Origin of the sequence: Propionicimonas sp., assembly GCF_034927565.1 — a bacterium.
In the GTDB taxonomy this organism is placed as follows: Bacteria; Actinomycetota; Actinomycetes; order Propionibacteriales; family Propionibacteriaceae; genus Propionicimonas.
The window spans coordinates 1-18,540 of record NZ_JAYFPT010000010.1 but is presented as its reverse complement, the minus strand read 5'-3'; the positions used below and the strand labels follow the sequence as shown (position 1 = coordinate 18,540).

The following is an 18,540-nucleotide window of genomic DNA, read 5'->3' as shown; positions in this document are numbered from 1 at the left end:
CCGATCCACCGCGGACGCGCGTCCGACCTCAACCACCTGCCGATCCAGCCAGGGGCAGCACCGGGCTCGTGCCCAAAAACCAGGCTCACCTCCGACATCCGCCGGAGGTGAGCCTGGTTTGGATCTGGAGGGAAGCCTGGTGGAGGTCAGCTTCCCGTTGTGGTCTTCAGTTGTAGACGTGAGGAGAGCTCCTCGGATCGGCTGCCCGGCCGGTGTCCCACCTCTTAACTCGGGTGGGGGGCACTCACGCACCCCCCACCCGAGGGCAGGTGGCAACACACCTGGCTGGATACGCCGTCAAGCGGCGAACGAGCAGACGATGTGGCGGCCGGGGCGGTCACGCCCCGGACCGGTCAGGCCGAGACGGTCTCGGACTTGGTGGCAGCCGCGGCCTGCACAGTCGCGGTGCCCGAGATGCGCAACCCCCAACCCACCAGGATGGACACGACACCGACACCGACGGCGAACAGCGCGACACCGAAGGCGATCACCGAGGTGAACAGCGAGGCGCGGAGGAAGGAGCCGTTCATCGCGGTGGCGCGAAGCGGATCCTCCTTGTCGAGTTCGGCGTAGGTCTTGCCGCCGGTGGCCTCCAGGGCGTGGTGGCTGATCATGTCGGCCTGGACGAAGGCGCTGATCGGATCGACGACCGGAGCACCGGCCATCAGGTAGGCGTCGCCGGACACGGTGATCTTCTCGGCGGCGAGCTTGGAACTGACAGCGCCCCAGGTGGCGATGCCAGCGATGATGAAGACGAGGCCAAGGATCATGGTGACCAGGCCGATGGTGCGTACTTTGGAGCCGTTCGCTGCTGCGATAGCCATGGGAGTATCCCCTGTTTCCTGCACGAGTTCTGTTGCCACACTGCCTCCACGATGGCCTTGCCGTTGGCGACCCGTCGTGCATACCGAGTCGGTGTCAAGAACCATCCGCTACGCAAAGTTAGGCAACCCTGCCCTGTTCTGTCCACTCGAAATCGCGAATTGTGCGCATGGATTTCTTAGGAAGTGCATACCTACGAACGGAAGCGGACATCCGAGTCCTGTTCTGTATCACATCTTGTCAGAACGGGTTTCGGCAGGCGAAGATATTGATCTGCCTGCCGAATGTCCGGCCGAGTCCGTCAGAACCCGCTCGCGGGGATGCCGTCTGGAGTTAGGCTCAAGCGGTCCGGACGAGAGGAGTCGCCAGATGAAGTACCGCAGGATCGGTGGACGGTCCGTCAGCGCGATCGGGCTCGGGGGCATGCCGATGTCGATCGAAGGGCGCCCGGAGGACCGCTCCCAGAGCATCGCCACCATCCACGCCGCGCTGGACGCCGGCATCACCCTGATCGACACCGCCGACGCCTATCACCAGCACGCCGGCGAGGTGGGCCACAACGAGATCCTGATCGCCGAGGCCCTCGCCTCCTACGGTCCGGGCGCCACTGACGTACTGGTCGCCACCAAGGGCGGGCAACTGCGTCCCGGGGACGGAAGTTGGACGGTCAACGGCCAGCCGCAGTACCTCAAGCAGGCCGCTCGCGAGTCCGCGAAGCGGCTCGGGGTCGAGGCGATCGCCCTGTACCAGCTGCACCGGCCGGATCCGGCGGTGCCGTACGCCGATTCGATCGGCGCGCTGCGCGACCTGCTGGACGCGGGCGTGATCCGGCAGGCGGGGATCTCGAACGTCTCGATCGAGCAGGTCGACATCGCCCGCGACGTCCTGGGCGACGACCTGGTGTCGGTACAGAACCAGTTCAGCCCGCTGCATCTGGATTCCCAGCCCGTGCTGGAATACTGCACCGAACGCGGGCTGGCCTTCCTCCCCTGGAGCCCGCTGGGCGGCATCCGCCGAGCGTCTCAACTCGGGGCGACGCAGAGCGTGCTGAGCGAGATCGCACACGCTCGCGGGGTGAGTCCCTATCAGGTGGTCCTGGCCTGGGAGCTCTCGCTGGCCGAGAACGTCGTCCCGATCCCCGGCGCCTCCAAGGCCGCATCGATCGCCGACGACGCCCTGGCTCCCGACCTGGACCTCGACGAAGCCGAGATCGTCCGGATCGAGAACTCGCTGGCCTGACGGCGCCCCCGCCGGACCATGCGGGACGGCGGCGCGCCACCGCCGCCGGGCTGGCGGCATGGCGATGACCGCCCCCGCCCAGAACCCGCTACCTGCAGCGTCCCTTTCCCGTCGAATCCCAGGGACAGAGTTCGACCCAGCCGGAATATCCCGACCTGACAACGCCTTGTACCATCGTCAGCGCCAGTGTCGACGCGGCATGCCCGACCCGCCCGGTTCGCCGGACAACCTCCTCAGGGAGAGCTATGAGCCACGCTGACGCGACCGTCGCCAACGACCCCGTCCCCGCGCCCGATCCCGCCCAACCGGCGCGGCACCCCTCCGACCGGCTGCCGCGCGAGACGGTCACCCTGCTCACCGTCCTGCTGGTGGGCGCCTTCGTCGTGATTCTCAACGAGACTGCGATGAACGTGGCGCTGGCGAGCATCATGCACGACCTGCAGATCGACGAACGTGCCGCGCAGTGGCTGACTACCGGCTTCATGCTCACCATGGCGGTCGTGATCCCGACCACCGGGTGGTTGCTGCAGCGGTTCTCAACCCGCGCCGCGTTCACCCTGGCACTGGCGGTGTTCAGCATCGGGACGCTGGCCTGCGCGCTGGCCTTCACCTTCCCGCTGCTGCTGGCCGGCAGGATCATCCAGGCGACCGGCACCGCGATCATGATGCCGCTGCTGATGACCACCGTGATGGATGTCGTCCCGGCTCACATGCGCGGCCGGGTGATGGGCACGATCAGCCTGGTGATCGCTGTGGCACCGGCGATCGGGCCGACGGTGTCGGGCGTGGTGCTGCAGTTCCTGACCTGGCGGTTCGTCTTTGTCGTGGTGCTGCCGATCGCCCTCGGCATCCTCGCACTGGGCCTGCGATTCGTCCGCAATGTCGAGTCCGGACGGCCGGTCGGCCTGGACATGCTGAGCGTCCCGCTGGCGGCATTCGGCTTCGGCGGTCTGGTGTACGGGCTCAGCCTGATCGGTGACGGCACCGTCCCGACCTGGCGGCTGACGGCCGTGCTGGGCGTCGGCCTGCTCTCGCTGCTGGCGTTCGGCTGGCGTCAGGTGCGGTTGCAGCGGACGGACGCGGCGCTGCTCGACCTGCGCACCTTCACCCAGCCGGCCTTCGCGCTGGCGGTCGGCATGCTCGCGATCATGATGGTCGCGCTGTTCGGCTCGATCATCGCGCTGCCGCTGGTGCTGCAGCAGGCGCTGCACCTTGACCCGCTCGGCGTCGGCCTGCTGATGCTGCCCGGCGGCGTGCTGATGGGAGTGCTCGGCCCGCTGGTCGGGCGGCTCTACGACCTGGCCGGGCCGCGCTGGCTGCTGCTGCCGGGTGGGGCGGCCGTGCTCGGCGCGTTCGCCCTGTTCGCCCAGGTGACCCCGGACACGCCCTGGCCGTGGCTGATGGCGGCGAACCTGCTGCTGAGCCTCGGCTTCGCGTTCATGATGACCCCGTTGATGACCACGGCGCTGGGCTCGCTGCCCCACCAGTTGCGCAGCTACGGTTCGGCCGTGGTGGGCACCGTCCAGCAGGTCGCCGGTGCTGCCGGGACCGCCCTGTTCGTGACCGTGATGACGACCGTCGCCGCGACCGCCATCGGGACTCCCGAGGAGGCCCTCACAGCCGGGGCACGAGCAGCCTTCACCGTGGTCGGAGCCATCTGGCTGGTTCCGTTGGTGGCCGCTGGCTTCCTGAAGAAGCCCGCCGACACCGACCTCGACCAGCCCCTCCACTGACCGCCGCCTGGATCGGTAGCTCGCCCGGGACGATTCCACGTCCCGGTTGGGACGGGGGACGGTTCCCTGGCCCACAACGACGGGACACGGAACCGTCCCCTGGCCCAGGTATCCCCCGCTTGGGGTGAGTACGCTCTTCCCGTGCCGACACCTGAGTTCATCCTCCGCCTGCGCGAGAAGGTCGGGAACGAACCGCTGTGGCTCTCCGGGGCGACCGCGGTGGTCGTCCGTCCGGGTGAGGACGGGGACGAAGTGCTGCTCGTGCAGCGCTCGGACGACAACTCCTGGACGCCAGTCAGCGGCATCGTCGACCCCGGCGAGCATCCACACGAGGCCGCCCTGCGGGAGATCGCCGAGGAGGCCTGTGTGGTCGCCGAGGTGGAGCGGCTGGTCTGGCTGAACGTCACCGAACTGATCACCTATGACAACGGCGACCAGACCCGCTACATCGACCACGTCTTCCGTTGCCGGTATGTCGGCGGCGAGCCCTACCCTGCCGATGGCGAGGCCCTCCAGGCGGGCTTCTTCCCCGTCCATGCCCTACCTGCGATGACCACCCGCCAGCAGGCCTGCGTCCAGGTGGCGCTGGCGAACCACCCCGAGACCAGGCTCGGCGACCTCTCGTCCGGCGAGTAGGGTCAGACCCCCGCAGAGAACGGAGCCACCATGGAAACCGCTTTGCTGATCAGCATCGCCGGCATCGTGCTGGTGGTTGCGATCACCGCCTTCGCGCCCAAGTTCGGAGTGGCGCCACCACTGATCCTGGTCGTGCTGGGCACCGCGATCAGCTTCCTGCCGAACCTGCCGCCGATCGAGATCGAGCCGGAGTGGATCCTCGGCGGGCTGCTGCCACCGTTGCTGTTCTCGGCAGCGGTCAACATCCCGTCCATGGAGTTCCGCCGTGATCTGTCCCTGATCTCGGGGTTCTCGGTGCTGCTGGTGATCGTCTCGGCGCTGGTGGTCGGCGTGCTGCTGACCTGGCTGATCCCGGGGCTCCCGCTGGCACTGGGCATCGCCGTCGGCGCCATCGTCAGCCCCACCGACGCGGTCGCGACCTCGATCGTGAAGAAAGCCGGCGTCTCCACCCGGATGACCACCGTCCTGGAGGGCGAGAGCCTGCTGAACGACGCCACCGCGCTGGTGCTGCTGCGATCGGCGATCGCCGCCGTCGGGACGGCGGTGTCGATCTGGCAGGTGGGGCTGAACTTCCTCTATGCGGTGGCGATCGCGCTGGCGGTCGGCTGGCTGGTCGGACGCCTGGCCAGCGCGGTGATGGCCCGGCTGCGCCAGACCAGTTCGGTGGTCGCGCTCTCGCTGGTGATCCCGTTCGCCGCCCATCTGCCGACCGAGCACCTGGGCGGGTCCGGCCTGGTGGCAGCGGTGATCGCCGGTCTGGTGATCGGCGGCCGGTCGCCGCGCGATCTCTCCCCGGGGACCCGGCTGGCCTGGGTTGCGGCCTGGAAGACCGTCGAGTTGGTGCTGGAGAGCGCGATCTTCCTGCTGATGGGACTGGAACTGGCCACCCTGGTGGAGGACGTCCGCGAAACCCACGACAGCGTGCTGGTGGCGATCGAGCTCGGTGCGATCGCCGCGACGGCGGTCCTGGTTGTCCGGGCGGGCTTCGTGGCCTGGTCACTGTGGCTGCTGGCCCGCCGGGAGCGCCGCCAGGCCGGCCACCGCGAACAGCTCGAACTGCTGCAGGAGCGGCTCGATCGGTTCGGCGAGGCCGCGCCCGAGCCCCGGGTGAACCGGATGCGGACCATGCTGAACCGGCGGCTGGCCGACATCGACTACCTGGCCGCCGAGCGGTTCGGCAAGCGCGAGGGCCTGATCCTGTTCTGGGCCGGCATGCGCGGAGCGGTCACCCTGGCCGCTGCGCAGACCCTGCCACGGGCCACCGAGCACCGCTCACTGCTGATCCTGATCGCCTTCGTCGTGGCCGCCGGCACCCTGGTGATCCAGGGGGCCACGCTCAATCCCCTGGCCAACCGGCTCGGCCTGACCGGCCAGACCGGTTCCGACCCGGCGCAGAAGACCGCCCTGCTGGGCGAGCTGAACCGGGCCGGGCTGGCCCGGCTGGACGGCCTGCGCCGTCCCGACGGGACGCCGTACTCCGAGCAGTCCCTCGCGATCACGCGGCAGATGCTCGGCAGGACCTCCCCCGACCGAACACCGGACGAGGAGGCAGCCGTCACCCATGCCGACGTGATCGCGCTGCGGCTGGCGGTCCTCGGCGTCCAGCGCGAAGCGCTCCTGGACCTGCGCGACCAGGGCAGCTACCCGTCCAGCCTGCTCGACGACATGCTCACCCAGTTGGACGCCGACCAGCTCGGCCTGCAGCTACGCCAACCCGACTGAGCACCTCCCGCCGGACCCGGGCGAACCCGCCCACCGAGTGGTTCGACGGGGACGGGTCCGCCGAACCACTTTCGCGATCGGCCGCTCCCGGGACACGCTCGCGGGCATGACCGTCGCGCTGCTCATTCTCGCCGCGACCAGCTCCCGGGACACGCTCCCGGGCAGGGAGCAGATTTCGGGGTTTCCCGGCGGCGGGACGGATCCTGAACAAGAATGAAGCCATGTTCTCCGCAACCGGTAGCGGCACACCCCAACCGTGCCCGGTCTGCAACCAGACCCACCTCGAGGTGGCAGACCTGCTAGGGGCCAGCGCGCCCGACGCGTGGCTCGCCGTCACTCCGGGCGAGCGCCTGGAGGCCGAGCTCACCCCGGATGTCTGCATCATGACCGACCATGGGCGGACAAGGCATTTCATCCGCGGGCACATCCAGTTGCCGGTCCACGATTTCACGTCGGAGGTCTTCGTGTGGTCGGTCTGGGTGGAGCTGGACGCGGAGGCGATGGAGCGGGTGGCCCGTTCGTGGTCGAACCCCAACCGGGCGGCGATCCCGCCGATCGAGGGCAGACTCGCCAACGAGCTGCCCTACGAGAAGGCCACCCGCGGGCTGACGATCACCGTCCACACCCGCGACCCGGGATTGGCACCGCTGCTGATGGTGGGCGAGGAGCACGCCCTGGCCATCGAACAGCGCGAAGGCATCGACCTGCACCGGGTTGCCGAACTCGAGGAACTGCTGCGCCGCTGAGCTCCCCGGCCCGCGCCGACGCACACCGGATCCGCGCTGCATCGGATGCAGACCCCGTCCGGTCTGGATCCAGTGTCAGCCGTCGGACGGCACCGCCTCCAGCACCGGCTGCTCCTCGACCGGGAACGCCTTGTCGAGCGCCTCGACCGCCAGCGTCCGTCCCAGCTCGATGAGTTCCTCGGCGCGGTGGAAGTCCATCGTCTTCGCGGCGTCACCGGGGACGTTGATCAGCAGATCGGGCGGCAGCGCAGCCAGCCGGTAACGGGTGATCGCCGCACCCATCGCGTCCAGCGCCATGGCCGCGACCTGGGGAATCCCCAGCCCGGGCGGCGCGTCCTCGAAGGGACGCGGGTCCGGCTCGGCGTGCTCGCGTCCGAACCTGGCCATCACCGACGTCACCCACTCGTTCTCGAACAGGCCGGCGGCGCTCCTGCGGAAGCGGTCCAGCCACTCCGCCGGCGGGCTGGACTGCGAACTCTCGCGCGCGGGCGTGGCGTTGAAATCGGTGGGCGTCCAGCCGGACAGCGCGACCGCCAGGGTGAAGTCGGCGTCCACCCCCATCACCGGCTCCACCGGGACGGGGTTCAGCACCCCGCCGTCCACCAGCAGACGGCCGTTGACCATGATCGGGGTGATCGCACCGGGGATCGCCACCGAGGCCCGAATCGCCACGTCCACCGGGCCGGAGGTGAACCAGACCTCGCGCCGGGCGCCGAGGTCGGTCGCCACGGCGGTGTACGGAATCGGGAGTTCCTCGATCCGCGCCCCGTCCAGGATCTCGCTCATCCTGGCCAGCACCCGCTCGAGCTTGATCGCCCCGGCGCCGAACGGGGAAGCGTCCACCAGCCGCAGCACATCGCGCTGATTGAGCGTTGTCGCCCAGTCGACATACTCCTGCAGCTTCCCGGTCGCCTCCAGACCGCCGACCAGCGCACCCATCGAGGTGCCGGCGATGGCGACGATCTCGTAGCCGCGCTCCTTGAGCACCTGGATCACACCGATCTGGGCATACCCGCGCGCGCCGCCCGAGCCGAGGACGAGCGCCACTCTCCTGTGCTTGGCCATGCAGCCATGATAGGGAGGCCCCGGGGCGTCGCCGATGGGCTGGACGGGCAGTCCGGCAACCGGGCCCACCGGCCTGCGGCGGCCACGTATTGTTGCCCGCATGACCCAGCCGCAGTTCGTGCCGCCGCAGCCTCCGACACCGGAGTGCTACCGGCATCCCGGCCGGGTCAGCTACATCCGCTGCCAGCGCTGCGGACGTCCGATCTGCCCTGAATGCATGACTGCCGCCGCGGTTGGCTACCAGTGCCCCGAGTGCGTGGCCGAGGGGGTGCGCACCACCCGCCAGAACCAGGGACCCTACGGTGGTGCCCGCTCGAAGAATCCGGCGCTGAGTTCGATCGTGCTGATCGCGATCAACGCCGCCGTCTGGCTGGCGACCACCCTCACCGGCGGCGCGGCGAGCTGGCTGGCGTGGTGGCTGCCGTTGCATCCGGTCGGAGCCTGCGTCCTGAGTTCCGACCCCTCCCGTTACCTGCCTGGTGCCGGTGCGGTTGCCTGCGCAGCCCGGGACGGCCTCACCTGGGTGCCCGGTGTGGCCGACGGCGCCTGGTGGCAGCTGATCACCAGCGCCTTCTCCCACATCGATGTGCTTCACATCGGGCTCAACATGCTGGCGCTGTGGTTCCTCGGACCCCAGCTCGAGCGGGTCGTGGGACGGGCGCGCTTCGTGGCCCTCTACCTGCTCTCGGCCCTGGCCGGCTCCGCCGCCGTCCTGTGGCTCTCCTCGCCTGACACCATGACCCTGGGCGCCTCGGGCGCCGTCTTCGGCCTGATGGGTGCGCTGCTGGTGCTGGTGATCAAGGTGCGCGGCAATGTGCAGTCGATCCTGATCTGGCTGGCCGTCAACGTTGCCTTCACCTTCACCGGCGGAATCTCCTGGCAGGGCCACCTCGGCGGGCTGGTCGGAGGCGCGATCATTGCCGCCATCCTGGCCTATGCACCTCGGCAGAACCGCAGCCGCGTCCAACTGCTGGGGCTGATCGGCTTCGGCGTGCTGATCGCGGTCCTGATCGTCGTCCGCGTCCTGCAGTTGGCCTGACCCCGTCATGACTCGAGGTGGAGGCGGTTCGACAGGACGGTTTCGTCGAGCCAGCACCGTTTCCTGAGGCTGGGGGGCGGACGCGGCCCGACTGGGGTCTCGTCGAACCACCGATCAGGGCGAGGACGGCGGCCCGCTTGCCCTTCCAGCCGGCGGTGGTCCGGGTGTGCAGGTAGGCGGCGTGGACGATCCAGCTGACCAGCGACCGGCTTTCCTTCGGATCCCAGCCCTCAGAACCGATCCCCACGAGAGCCGGCACCCGACACAGAAGACCAACCCTGCCGGCCAGCCACGGGCCAGCCAGCACAAGTCTTACAGTCCCTGAATCGAGTCAGTCCCCACCTCTGGTCCCCACCTCTGTCAGGGGGCGTCGACGGCGGCGCGGGCGGCGATGAAGGCTGCCACGCAGGCGCGGACATCCTCGGGAGTGTGCGCGGCGGACAACTGGACGCGGATCCGCGCCCTGCCGCGGGGGACGACCGGGAAGGAGAACGCGATCACGTACACCCCGGCGTGGGTGAGCATGTGGTCGGCGATCCGGGTGGCGCGCCGTGCGCCGTCCTCGCCGGGGAACATCACCGGGGTGATCGGGTGGCTGCCCGGCAGCAGGTCGAAGCCGGCCTGGCTCATCAACTCGCGGAACAGGACGGTGTTGGCACGCAGCCGTTCGCGGGCCTCGTCCTGGCCGGCGATCAGGTCGAGGGCGGCCAGCGAACCGGCGACCACCGCCGGTGCCAGCGAATTGCTGAACAGGTAGGGACGCGAGCGCTGCCGCAGCAACACCACCACCTCGGCCGGCCCGCTGACATAACCGCCACAAGCGCCCCCGAGCGCCTTGCCGAGCGTGCCGGTGTAGAGGTCGACCCGGTCGGCCACGCCCAGCGCCTCGGGCGTGCCGCGGCCGTGTTCGCCGACGAACCCGACGGCGTGGGAGTCATCCACCAGCACCAGCGCGCCGTACGCCTCGGCGAGGTCGCAGATACCGGGCAGCGGGGCCAGCGAGCCGTCCATCGAGAACACGCCGTCGGTCACGATCATCCTCCGGCGCGCTCCGGTGGCAGCCTTCAGCTGAACCTCCAGATCGGCCAGGTCGGCGTTGCGGTAGCGGAACCGCTGGGCCCGGCACAGCCGAATGCCGTCGATCAGGGAGGCGTGGTTGAGTTCATCGGAGATCACCGCGTCGCGTTCGTCGAGCAGCACCTCGAAAACCCCGCCGTTGGCGTCGAAAGCAGAAGAGTAGAGAATGGTCGCCTCAGTGCCGAGGAAGGCCGACAGCCGCTGCTCGAGTTCGACGTGCTGGCGCTGCGTCCCGCAGATGAACCGCACCGACGCCATCCCGAAGCCCCACTCCGCCAGCCCGCGGCCGGCGGCCGCCACCACGTCCGGGTGGTTGGCCAGGCCAAGGTAGTTGTTGGCGCAGAAGTTCAGCGCGGGCCCGGCGGCCGTGGTGATGTGCGCGGACTGTGGGCTGGTGAGTTCGCGTTCGACCTTCAGCAGCCCTGCGTCCCGGATCTCATCGAGGGTCGCAGCCAGGTCCCGTCGGACGGCATCGTCGTACATGCCAGCCAGCCTATGCCCGCTACCCCCGCCCAGGCAGAAGCCCGCACCCCGGGGAGGATCTGACGTACTACCTCCGGCCGCTGCCCCTGCCCAGGCAGAAGCCCGATCCCGCCTTCTTCACTCCCTCCGGCCGCTGCCCCTGCCCAGGCAGAAGCCCGATCCCGCCTTCTTCACTCCCCCCGGCCGCTACCCCCGCCCCGGCAGAAGCCCGATCCCGCCTTCTTCACTCCCCCCGGCCGCTGCCCTCGCCCCGGCAGAAGCCCGATCCCGCCTTCTTCACTCCCCCGTCCGCCTTCACTCCCCCCGTCCGCCTATCCCTGTGCCCCACCCCCACGCCGGACGCCCGTCTCAACACCGAGCACCCCCCCCCACCGAGCGCCCGCCTTCACGAACCGACCGCCCGTCCCGACACCAAGCACCCACTCTCCCCACCGAGCACCCACTCTCCCCACCGAGCGCCTGCCTTCGCGAACCGACCGCCTGTCTTAACGCTGAGCGCCCGTCCTCAGGCCGAGCGCTCGACAGGACGGGAGGCGCTCGATGACACCGACGGCGGTCACGGCCCGCGCCAGTGGGGATGGGGGGCACCAGGCCTGTGGATAAGTGACACGAAGCCCGGCCGGTTGCCAACAGTGTCGAGCATGACAATCACACCTCAGCAATGGGCGGACGCAGGACGCACCCGCAGCCAACTCCGTACTGAACTGGCGAGTCAGCGCCTTGTCCGGCTGCGCCGCGGGGCCTATCTGGCCACTCCGCTGCCCACAGACTGGCAGTTGCATCAGCTGAAACTCCGTGCCACGTTGCCCTCACTGGGGCCGTCCACCTACTTCGCGTACACCTCCGCGGCAGTCGCCCACGGGCTCCCCCTGCTCGCCAGACGCCTGGGCGAGGTGGTGGTCGTCCGGACCGGCGGCGGCCATGGCTGTGTCAACCCGACCCTCCACGCCCGGATCGCTCAACTCGGCGACACCGAGACGAGCATCGTTGACGGCCTGCCCGTCACCAGCCTTGCCCGGACGGTAGCCGATCTGGTCCGCACCCTGCCCTACGACGAGGCAGTGATGATTGCCGATGCCGGACTGCGGCGTGGCCTCGACCGCGACGATCTGCTCGCTGCAACCCACAAGGGACGCGGCTGCCGAATGGCGCGGCGCGCGTTGCTGTTCGCCGATGGACGCTCCGAGAGTCCTGGCGAGTCACTCAGCCGGATCCGGATGGAGGCGGCAGGCCTGCCTGCACCTGAACTGCAACAGGTGATCCTCGACCGACTCGGCAACTTCCTGGCACGAACCGACTTCTGCTGGGAGGACTACGGCATCATCGGTGAGTTCGACGGGGCGGTGAAGTACGGCCGGCTGCTGAAGCCGGGCGAAACCGCCGCCGATGTCATCAAAGCGGAGAAGCGACGCGAGCAGGCGTTGATCGACGCCGGCTGGATCGTCATCCGCTGGACCTGGGACGACCTGTGGAACCACGGCTTCGAGAGCCGGCTCCAGCGAGCGATCGACGGCCGCCGTGACCTGCTGTCCATGGGCATCGATTGGCGCCTCCCCTAACCCTCCTGCCCCACCCCCTGGCTCATCGACCGCCTGCCTTCGCGTCCACCGCCAGGCCCCTGGGACGAGCGCTCGACGACAAGGGTGGCGGTCGATTCCCGAAGGGTGGCGGTGGATGAGCCCGGGGACGGTGGCCGCGCACTGCCGACAGGACGGGTGGGGGACGGTTCCCGAAGGGTGGGGGTCGACAGGGGAGGGGGGAGAGAGGCGAGAGGGGAGAGGGGGGAGGGGGCGAGAGGTGCGGCCCGCCGGGGGTCAACTCCAGTCCAGCAGCACTTTGCCGCACTGCCCGGAGCGGGCCACGTCGAAGGCGTCCGACCAACGCTCGGCCGGGAACCGGTGGGTGATCACCGAGCGAATCGAGTCGGCCAGGGCCGGCGAGGTCGACAGCATGGAGCTCATCAGATACCAGGTCTCGAACAGTTCACGGCCGTAGATACCCTTGAGCGTGATCATGTGGGTGATCACCTTGCCCCAGTCGACCGCATAGGGCTCCTTCGGCAGGCCCAGCATGGCCACCCGGGCACCGTGGTTGAGGTTGGCCAGCATCTCGGTGACCGCCGCCGGCGATCCGGACATCTCCAGGCCGATGTCGAAGCCCTCCAGCATGCCGAGATCGCGCTGGGCATCGGCCAGCCGCTCCCGGCTGACGTTCACCACCCGGTCCGCCCCGGCCCGGCGCGCCAGTTCCAGCCGGGTATCGCTCAGGTCGGTCACCACCACATGCCGGGCGCCGGCGTGTCGCGCGATGGCGGTGGCCATCACCCCGATCGGCCCGGCGCCGGTGACCAGGACGTCCTCGCCCACCAGCGGCCACTGCAGGGCGGTGTGCGTCGCATTGCCGAGCGGGTCGAAGATCGCACCCAGCTCGGCGTCGACGAAGCCCGGCTGCCGCCAGACATTGGCCGCCGGGATCACCACGTAGTCGGCGAAGGCACCGTCCCGGTTGACTCCCACCCCGACCGTCCGGATGCACAAGTGCCGCCGGCCGGCCCGGCAGTTGCGGCAGCGTCCGCACACGATGTGCCCTTCGCCGGAGGCGAAACTGCCCACCGCAATGCCCTCGACCTCGTCGCCGACCTCGACCACCTCGCCGTAGAACTCGTGCCCCAGCACCAAGGGCGGACGGACGGTCCGAGCCGCCCAGTCGTCCCAGGCCTGCAGGTGCAGATCGGTGCCGCACAGCCCGGCCTTCAGCACCCGGATCTTCACCTCGAACGGGCCGCACTCCGGTTCCGGCACCTCCACCAGTTCCAGCCCCGGCCCGGCGACCGTCTTGGCCAACGCCCTCATCGCTGTCTCCTTCCGGTGGCGCCGTGCCACGACTCACCCGGCGACCGGCACCGGTTCGCGGCAGCACCCCCGCATCCGACGGCAGATCGGGCACCACCGGTCCCATCATGTCCCCCCTGCGGGCCCGGACGGAACCGGCGGATCGCAACCGCCGGAACCGCCGGTGTGACACCGGGCAGGGGCGCCGCTCACTCAGCCCGACGCGCCCCCGGAAAGGCGCGAGGGGCCCCGGTCACCCGGAGCCCCTCGTCGTCTCAGACCGGATCGATCACGGCCACCAGGTGTACTTCCCGGCGTTCGGATCGGCGGAGTTGTCGAGCACGACGGTCTTGACCAGCTTGTCAGCGATGGTCTGCCGCTTGGTGTCCCACAGCGGGAACAACCAGCCGACGAAGCAGATCGCCGTGTCAATGATGTGCGCGACCTGGCGGATGATGCCGTTGGCCACCCCGATCGGCTGCCCGGTCTCCTCGCTGACCAGCTTGGTCTTGGCGATGCTGCGGCCGATGGTGACCCCTGTCGTGCCGCTCTTGTAGCCCAGGTACGCCCACCAGGCGAGGCCGAGCAGCGAGCTGAGCGTGCCGCGGAGGCCGTCGCCCGGGATGACGCTCAGCACGATCGAGATCACGATCGACGGAGCGATGTAGTCGATCAGGCCTCCGAGGGCACGCTTGGGCCAGTCCGCCAGCGGGACGCCGCCGAGGGTCGGGCTGGGCGATGCACCCACCGGCGGTGTGGCCGGGTATCCGGGCGGCGGCGGGTAGGCACCGGGCTGCTGGGCGTACGGGTCGGCAGGCGGGTAGGCACCCGGCTGCTGCGCATACGGATCGGCCGGCGGGTAGCTCGGCTGTTCGGGATAACCGGCGCCGTACGGGCCGGGCGGCGGAGGCACACCGTAAGAGCCGACGGCTGGCTCGGGCGGAAGGTCGAAACCTCCCGGTGTCGGCGCACCGGGCGGGGTAGAACCGTCCGGTGCAGGTGGGGTGTAACCACCGGGTGCAGGTGGGGTGTCCGCGCCCGGCACCGGCGGGACGTAACCACCGGGCTCCGCACCGTCGGGCGGCGGGTAGCCGCCCGGGGCCGGGGGCTCGTAGGACGGGCTCCCCGCCGACTCAGGCGTGGTGTCCTCAGGCGGATTCGCGCCATCGCCCTGGGGGTTGGCGGGCGGCCAGTTCTGATCTGACATCAATCGTCTCCCTCTGATGTTCCTGGTCGGCATCCTAGGGGGAACCGGCTCGTGCGGATATAGGGGTCTACCCCGGTTTCGGACATAATTGCGCAGTGGCCCAGTCCGTCCAGCCCGCCCGGTTCTCGCCGACGCGCGCCCTGCGATCCGCGGGGTGGCTCGGTGCTGTCGGCCTGGCACTGAGCGGCGCGAAGCTGTTCGCCGGGGTCGGTATTCCCTGTCCGTGGCGGACTCTGACCGGGACGCTGTGCCCGTTCTGCGGCAGCACTCGGCTCGGGGTCAGCCTGCTGCAGGGCGATCTGGCCGCCGCCTGGGTGGCCAACCCGTTCGTCCTCGTCCTACTCGGCGGGCTGGGGCTCGCGGTGGTCGCCTGGAGCGTCGAGGCGCTGGGCGGCCCGGCGCTGCGCCCACCGGCAGGGCTGCGCTCGGCGGCGCTGTGGTCGACGGTGTTCGTGGTGACGGCACTCGGTTTCGCGCTCGTCCGCAATCTGTGGCAGTAGCCCGGATAGGCAAACGGCCTGGGTGTGATGCCCCAGGCCGACCCCGGATACCCCCCCACAGAAGATCCAGGCAGGCACAGTCTGACAGGGCGAACCCTGGAGGAAAAGACGACTCCCATCGCGCGATAAGCAGAATCCGCGCTACCTTGTCAGGTGGCGGGGGCCACGCTCGAAAGGGGACTCATGGCACGCGAAGGTGAGCACGGTCACGCTGTCCGGAGCCTGCAGTTACTGCTCGAGGCCTATGTCGGCGAGTCGCTGCCGGAGTGGCCGGTGTTCGAGGCGGGGCTCCGGCTGGTCCACCTCGCACCCAATGACATCCTGTTCCGGGCCGGTGAGGTGCACCCCTATCTCTATCTGGTGCACACCGGCCTGCTGCGGGCCCAGAGCACCACTCCCACCGGCCACACCTCCACCCTGTTCTTCTCCGAGGACGGCGATGTCCTCGCCTCGATGACAGCCCTCTCCCCCCGCGCCGCCCACCGGGTCTACAACCGGGGGCTGCACCCGCGCGAACGGGACCTTCGAACAGCGGTCGAGGGACGGGCGGTGCACACCGTCAGCGCGATCGAGCGCAGCACCCTGGTGCGGGCCGACTACCGGGTCTTCGAGCAACTGGCCCGGCAGAACGCGATCTGGGCCCGAATGGCGGCCTCGCTCACGATGATCTACACCATGACCCTCCAGGCGGACGCGATCTGGACCAGGGACAGCCCCGAGGAACGCTACCGCGACCTGCTGCAGGACCGCCCAAACCTGGTCTCGCGGCTCACCCAGCGCGACCTGGCGTCCTTTCTGAACGTCACCGAAGTGACGATGTCACGGATCGCCAAGCGGGTGCGGGCGGACCAAACCTTCGCGGCGGAGGACAAACCGGCCGACGTGCTGGTGTAGCCGTCTCCCGGCTCGGGACCGGGTTCGGCCGCCGGGCACAATGGCCGGGTGAGCGAGCCAACCCCACCCGAGGCCACCCTCTATGAGCGGATCGGCGGCCACCAGACCTTCGTCACCCTGGTGGACGCCTTCTATGCCGGGGTGGCTACCGACCCCGAGTTGCGGGCGCTGTACCCCGAGGAGGAACTCGGCCCGGCCAATGAACGCCTGCGGATGTTCCTCGAACAGTACTGGGGCGGGCCGAAAACCTACGGCGAGCGGCGCGGCCATCCCCGGCTGCGACTACGGCATGCTCCCTTCGCGGTCACTGCGGCGCAGCGCGACCGCTGGCTCACCCACATGAATGCGGCGCTGGACTCGCTCGGGCTGCCCGAGCCGGAGCTGGCCGAGTTCCGCGAGTACGTCACGCGCGCCGCCCAGTTCATGGTCAACGCCTTCGACTGACCGCCTCCCGTCCGGCGCGGGAGCCATCACCGGGACGAGCCGGGCGCCAGCCCTGGTCCCGTGACCAGTTCACTTGGACGAGTGCGACTTCAGCAACTCGGAGTAGTTGACCCCCGGCTTGGTCTTGCCGAGCAACTGCGGGACGGTCACGAAGGTGTAGCCCTTCTTCCGCAGGCTCTTGATCACCCCGGGGATCGCCGCCCGGGTCTCCGGATGGATCTCGTGCAGCAGCACGATCGCCCCGGGCTTGGCTTCCTTGTTCACCAGCTTGATGATCTTCTCGGTGTTGCGGGACTTCCAGTCCAGCGAGTCCACGCTCCACAGGATCTGTGCCAGGCCGAGCTTGCGCTCAATCCCGTGCACGGTGCTGTTGGACTGCCCGTAGGGCGGCCGCAGCAGGGTGATCTTCTTCCCGGTGCTGGCCTCGATCGCGTCCGAGGTGCGGGTGATCTCCGAGGTGATCGCGGCAGCGCTCAGGTGCCAGAACTGCGGGTGGGTGTAGGAGTGGTTGCCGACCACATGGCCCTCCGCGGCCATCCGTTTCACCATCGCCGGGTGCAGTTTCACGTTCTCACCGATCACGAAAAAGGTCGCCTTCACCCCCTCCTTCTTGAGCAGGTCGAGCACCTCCCCGGACTGGGCGCTGGGCCCGTCGTCGAAGGTGATCGCAATGCACTTGAGCTTGGCGCAGTTGACCTTGGCTGGCTTGTCCGGCTTCAGCGGTGGCTTCGTGGGCGAGGCCGGAGCGGTGGTGGGCGAGGTGGCCGGCGTGGACGGCGGGGTCGTGGACGGTGTGGACACCGACGGCGGGGCCGTTGGCGGCGGTGAGGGCGAGGTACTCAGCGAGCTCGTGGGTCGGGGCGAACGGCTCGGAGCCGTGAGGGACGGGGTGAGCGGATGGACGCGGGCACACCCCGAGAGCATCAGCCCCGCCACCGCCAGGCCAGCCCCCAGCACCTTCCAGCGGTGCCGGGCACCCTCACCGAAAACCCACGCCATCCTGGCAGGGTACGTCGGCTCCCAAGCCTCGGCGCCAGCGGTGGCGGCGTGTCCCGGATTCCTCACCGCCTTCGGGGGCTCAGCTGGCGAGGTGCGGGTCGTCCGCCCACCGTCCCGGCTCGCAGTCGGCCACGGCATCGACCGCTGCCGCGGCGTTCGGCGGAGCGCTGTGCAAGGCAGAGGGCACTCTCAGCAGTCTTCTAGACTCGCTGGGTGCAGCGACCCGTCCCCATCTCCCTCACCGGACGCTCGATCCGGCTCGATCCGCTCCAGCAAGGCGATGTGCCGGCCCTGGCCGACACCGTCCGTGACGGGCGGCTGTGGGAGAACCCCTACGCGATGACCCCTCCGCCGGAGGCGATGGAGTCCTTCGTCGCCCGCCGCCTGCAGGCGGTGGCGGACGGCAGCTGGGTGGCGTTCACCGTCCGCCGGCTCGCCGACGACAAGGTGGTCGGCCTGACCAACTACCTCACCATTGAACCGGAGAACCGCAGGGCGCATATCGGCGGCACCTGGTACGCCGCCTCTGCCCAGGGCACAGTGGTCAATCCGGAGGCCAAGTGGCTGCTGTTGCGGCACGCCTTCGACGACCTGGACCTGCTCGGGGTGGAACTGCGCGCCCACGTGCTCAACACCCGCTCGCGGGCGGCGATCGAGAAACTCGGCGCGAAGCTGGACGGCATCCTGCGGCAGAACCTGATCCTGCCCAGTGGTGCGGTCCGCGACACGGCTGTTTACTCGATCCTCGCCGCCGAGTGGCCCGGCATCCGCGCCGGACTGGAAGCCAGGCTCGACCGGGACGACGCCCACCCCTCCGTTTGACCTGCACAAACCGGGTGATTTCGGTGGGTCGCGTGGATTATCCACGCGCGTGGCCTCTACTGCCCGGTTTCTGCTGGGCAGAGGGTGGGCTGTTGTTCGGCGCATCGCCGTCGACCCCGGCCGGAAGGTGCACAAACCGGGTGATTCCGGGGGTTCGCGTGGACTATCCACGCGCGTGATCTCTGCTGCCCGGTTTGTGTCGGGGACAGGGTGGGTGGTTGTCGGGCGCGCCACCCCGCCCAGCCCTGCTTCTGACTCACGGTGGGGACTGTCCCAACCGG

17 protein-coding genes and 1 pseudogene are annotated in these 18,540 nt (G+C 69.4%); 11 read left to right on the top strand and 7 right to left on the bottom strand.

Annotation, left to right across the window (positions count from 1 at the left end; translation table 11 throughout):
* Positions 1-353 precede the first annotated feature (353 nt).
* On the bottom strand, positions 354-824 hold the full coding sequence (locus VB080_RS02905) for an aromatic ring-opening dioxygenase LigA (RefSeq protein ID WP_323416921.1): 471 nt from the start codon (positions 822-824) through the stop codon (positions 354-356).
* Positions 825-1,191: 367 nt separating this feature from the next.
* Here VB080_RS02905 and VB080_RS02900 point away from each other — a divergent pair, with 367 nt between their 5' ends.
* The 5 genes from VB080_RS02900 to VB080_RS02880 all read left to right on the top strand — a co-directional run bounded on the left by VB080_RS02900 (position 1,192) and on the right by VB080_RS02880 (position 6,898).
* Complete coding sequence (locus VB080_RS02900; RefSeq protein WP_323416920.1) at positions 1,192-2,061, top strand: aldo/keto reductase; 870 nt, start codon at positions 1,192-1,194, stop codon at positions 2,059-2,061.
* Positions 2,062-2,306: 245 nt separating this feature from the next.
* A complete protein-coding gene (locus VB080_RS02895; RefSeq protein ID WP_323416919.1) occupies positions 2,307-3,794 on the top strand; it encodes an MDR family MFS transporter in 1,488 nt (495 codons plus the stop codon).
* Positions 3,795-3,935: 141 nt separating this feature from the next.
* Complete coding sequence (locus tag VB080_RS02890) at positions 3,936-4,430, top strand: NUDIX domain-containing protein (protein ID WP_323416918.1); 495 nt, start codon at positions 3,936-3,938, stop codon at positions 4,428-4,430.
* A gap of 30 nt (positions 4,431-4,460) precedes the next feature.
* Positions 4,461-6,152, top strand: a complete 1,692-nt coding sequence (locus tag VB080_RS02885; RefSeq protein ID WP_323416917.1) for a sodium:proton antiporter — start codon at positions 4,461-4,463, stop codon at positions 6,150-6,152.
* A gap of 221 nt (positions 6,153-6,373) precedes the next feature.
* The gene (locus VB080_RS02880) at positions 6,374-6,898 is read left to right on the top strand and encodes a DUF2199 domain-containing protein (protein ID WP_323416916.1); all 525 of its coding nucleotides are present in this window, start codon (positions 6,374-6,376) and stop codon (positions 6,896-6,898) included.
* A gap of 75 nt (positions 6,899-6,973) precedes the next feature.
* Here the strand turns inward: VB080_RS02880 and VB080_RS02875 are convergent, their stop codons facing one another.
* Positions 6,974-7,963: a patatin-like phospholipase family protein gene (locus VB080_RS02875; protein ID WP_323416915.1), complete on the bottom strand. Its 990-nt coding sequence runs from the start codon at positions 7,961-7,963 to the stop codon at positions 6,974-6,976.
* A 100-nt stretch (positions 7,964-8,063) separates the two neighbouring features.
* Here VB080_RS02875 and VB080_RS02870 point away from each other — a divergent pair, with 100 nt between their 5' ends.
* Positions 8,064-9,002, top strand: coding sequence for a rhomboid family intramembrane serine protease (locus VB080_RS02870; RefSeq protein ID WP_323416914.1), 939 nt, complete (start codon positions 8,064-8,066; stop codon positions 9,000-9,002).
* A 109-nt stretch (positions 9,003-9,111) separates the two neighbouring features.
* Here VB080_RS02870 and ccsA read toward each other — a convergent pair.
* Positions 9,112-9,231, bottom strand: a pseudogene (gene ccsA / locus VB080_RS02865) (cytochrome c biogenesis protein CcsA); the annotation flags it as partial.
* Positions 9,232-9,362: 131 nt separating this feature from the next.
* A complete protein-coding gene (locus tag VB080_RS02860) occupies positions 9,363-10,562 on the bottom strand; it encodes a glycine C-acetyltransferase (RefSeq protein ID WP_323416913.1) in 1,200 nt (399 codons plus the stop codon).
* Between the two features lie 641 nt (positions 10,563-11,203).
* Here VB080_RS02860 and VB080_RS02855 point away from each other — a divergent pair.
* Positions 11,204-12,121, top strand: coding sequence for a hypothetical protein (locus tag VB080_RS02855; protein WP_323416912.1), 918 nt, complete (start codon positions 11,204-11,206; stop codon positions 12,119-12,121).
* A gap of 255 nt (positions 12,122-12,376) precedes the next feature.
* Here the strand turns inward: VB080_RS02855 and tdh are convergent, their stop codons facing one another.
* Both tdh and VB080_RS02845 read right to left on the bottom strand, forming a co-directional pair.
* Positions 12,377-13,414 (bottom strand): L-threonine 3-dehydrogenase, encoded by a 1,038-nt coding sequence (gene tdh, locus VB080_RS02850; RefSeq protein WP_323416911.1) that lies wholly within the window; start codon positions 13,412-13,414, stop codon positions 12,377-12,379.
* A gap of 268 nt (positions 13,415-13,682) precedes the next feature.
* Complete coding sequence (locus tag VB080_RS02845; RefSeq protein ID WP_323416910.1) at positions 13,683-14,600, bottom strand: RDD family protein; 918 nt, start codon at positions 14,598-14,600, stop codon at positions 13,683-13,685.
* A 95-nt stretch (positions 14,601-14,695) separates the two neighbouring features.
* Here VB080_RS02845 and VB080_RS02840 point away from each other — a divergent pair, with 95 nt between their 5' ends.
* The 3 genes from VB080_RS02840 to VB080_RS02830 all read left to right on the top strand — a co-directional run bounded on the left by VB080_RS02840 (position 14,696) and on the right by VB080_RS02830 (position 16,438).
* Entirely contained in the window at positions 14,696-15,100 is a 405-nt protein-coding gene (locus VB080_RS02840) for a DUF2752 domain-containing protein (protein ID WP_323416909.1), read from the top strand.
* Positions 15,101-15,283: 183 nt separating this feature from the next.
* Complete coding sequence (locus VB080_RS02835) at positions 15,284-15,994, top strand: cyclic nucleotide-binding domain-containing protein (protein WP_323416908.1); 711 nt, start codon at positions 15,284-15,286, stop codon at positions 15,992-15,994.
* A gap of 48 nt (positions 15,995-16,042) precedes the next feature.
* Entirely contained in the window at positions 16,043-16,438 is a 396-nt protein-coding gene (locus VB080_RS02830; RefSeq protein WP_323416907.1) for a globin, read from the top strand.
* A gap of 69 nt (positions 16,439-16,507) precedes the next feature.
* Here the strand turns inward: VB080_RS02830 and VB080_RS02825 are convergent, their stop codons facing one another.
* On the bottom strand, positions 16,508-17,437 hold the full coding sequence (locus tag VB080_RS02825) for a polysaccharide deacetylase family protein (RefSeq protein ID WP_323416906.1): 930 nt from the start codon (positions 17,435-17,437) through the stop codon (positions 16,508-16,510).
* 213 nt (positions 17,438-17,650) lie between these two features.
* On the opposite strand from VB080_RS02825, the gene VB080_RS02820 reads away from it, so the two are divergent.
* Positions 17,651-18,259 carry a GNAT family protein gene (locus VB080_RS02820; RefSeq protein WP_323416905.1) on the top strand — a complete coding sequence of 203 codons (609 nt, stop codon included), beginning with the start codon at positions 17,651-17,653 and terminating at the stop codon, positions 18,257-18,259.
* Positions 18,260-18,540 lie beyond the last annotated feature (281 nt).

Excerpts from the sequence above, each read along its gene's own strand:
- VB080_RS02895 (WP_323416919.1), top strand. The coding sequence starts at position 2,307 with ATGAGCCACGCTGACGCGACCGTCGCCAACGACCCCGTCCCCGCGCCC.
- VB080_RS02825 (WP_323416906.1), bottom strand. The coding sequence starts at position 17,437 with ATGGCGTGGGTTTTCGGTGAGGGTGCCCGGCACCGCTGGAAGGTGCTG.
- VB080_RS02885 (WP_323416917.1), top strand. The coding sequence starts at position 4,461 with ATGGAAACCGCTTTGCTGATCAGCATCGCCGGCATCGTGCTGGTGGTT.
- VB080_RS02860 (WP_323416913.1), bottom strand. The coding sequence starts at position 10,562 with ATGTACGACGATGCCGTCCGACGGGACCTGGCTGCGACCCTCGATGAG.
- VB080_RS02870 (WP_323416914.1), top strand. The coding sequence starts at position 8,064 with ATGACCCAGCCGCAGTTCGTGCCGCCGCAGCCTCCGACACCGGAGTGC.
- VB080_RS02900 (WP_323416920.1), top strand. The coding sequence starts at position 1,192 with ATGAAGTACCGCAGGATCGGTGGACGGTCCGTCAGCGCGATCGGGCTC.
- VB080_RS02880 (WP_323416916.1), top strand. The coding sequence starts at position 6,374 with ATGTTCTCCGCAACCGGTAGCGGCACACCCCAACCGTGCCCGGTCTGC.
- VB080_RS02905 (WP_323416921.1), bottom strand. The coding sequence starts at position 824 with ATGGCTATCGCAGCAGCGAACGGCTCCAAAGTACGCACCATCGGCCTG.
- VB080_RS02845 (WP_323416910.1), bottom strand. The coding sequence starts at position 14,600 with ATGTCAGATCAGAACTGGCCGCCCGCCAACCCCCAGGGCGATGGCGCG.
- tdh (WP_323416911.1), bottom strand. The coding sequence starts at position 13,414 with ATGAGGGCGTTGGCCAAGACGGTCGCCGGGCCGGGGCTGGAACTGGTG.
- VB080_RS02875 (WP_323416915.1), bottom strand. The coding sequence starts at position 7,963 with ATGGCCAAGCACAGGAGAGTGGCGCTCGTCCTCGGCTCGGGCGGCGCG.
- VB080_RS02835 (WP_323416908.1), top strand. The coding sequence starts at position 15,284 with ATGGCACGCGAAGGTGAGCACGGTCACGCTGTCCGGAGCCTGCAGTTA.
- VB080_RS02855 (WP_323416912.1), top strand. The coding sequence starts at position 11,204 with ATGACAATCACACCTCAGCAATGGGCGGACGCAGGACGCACCCGCAGC.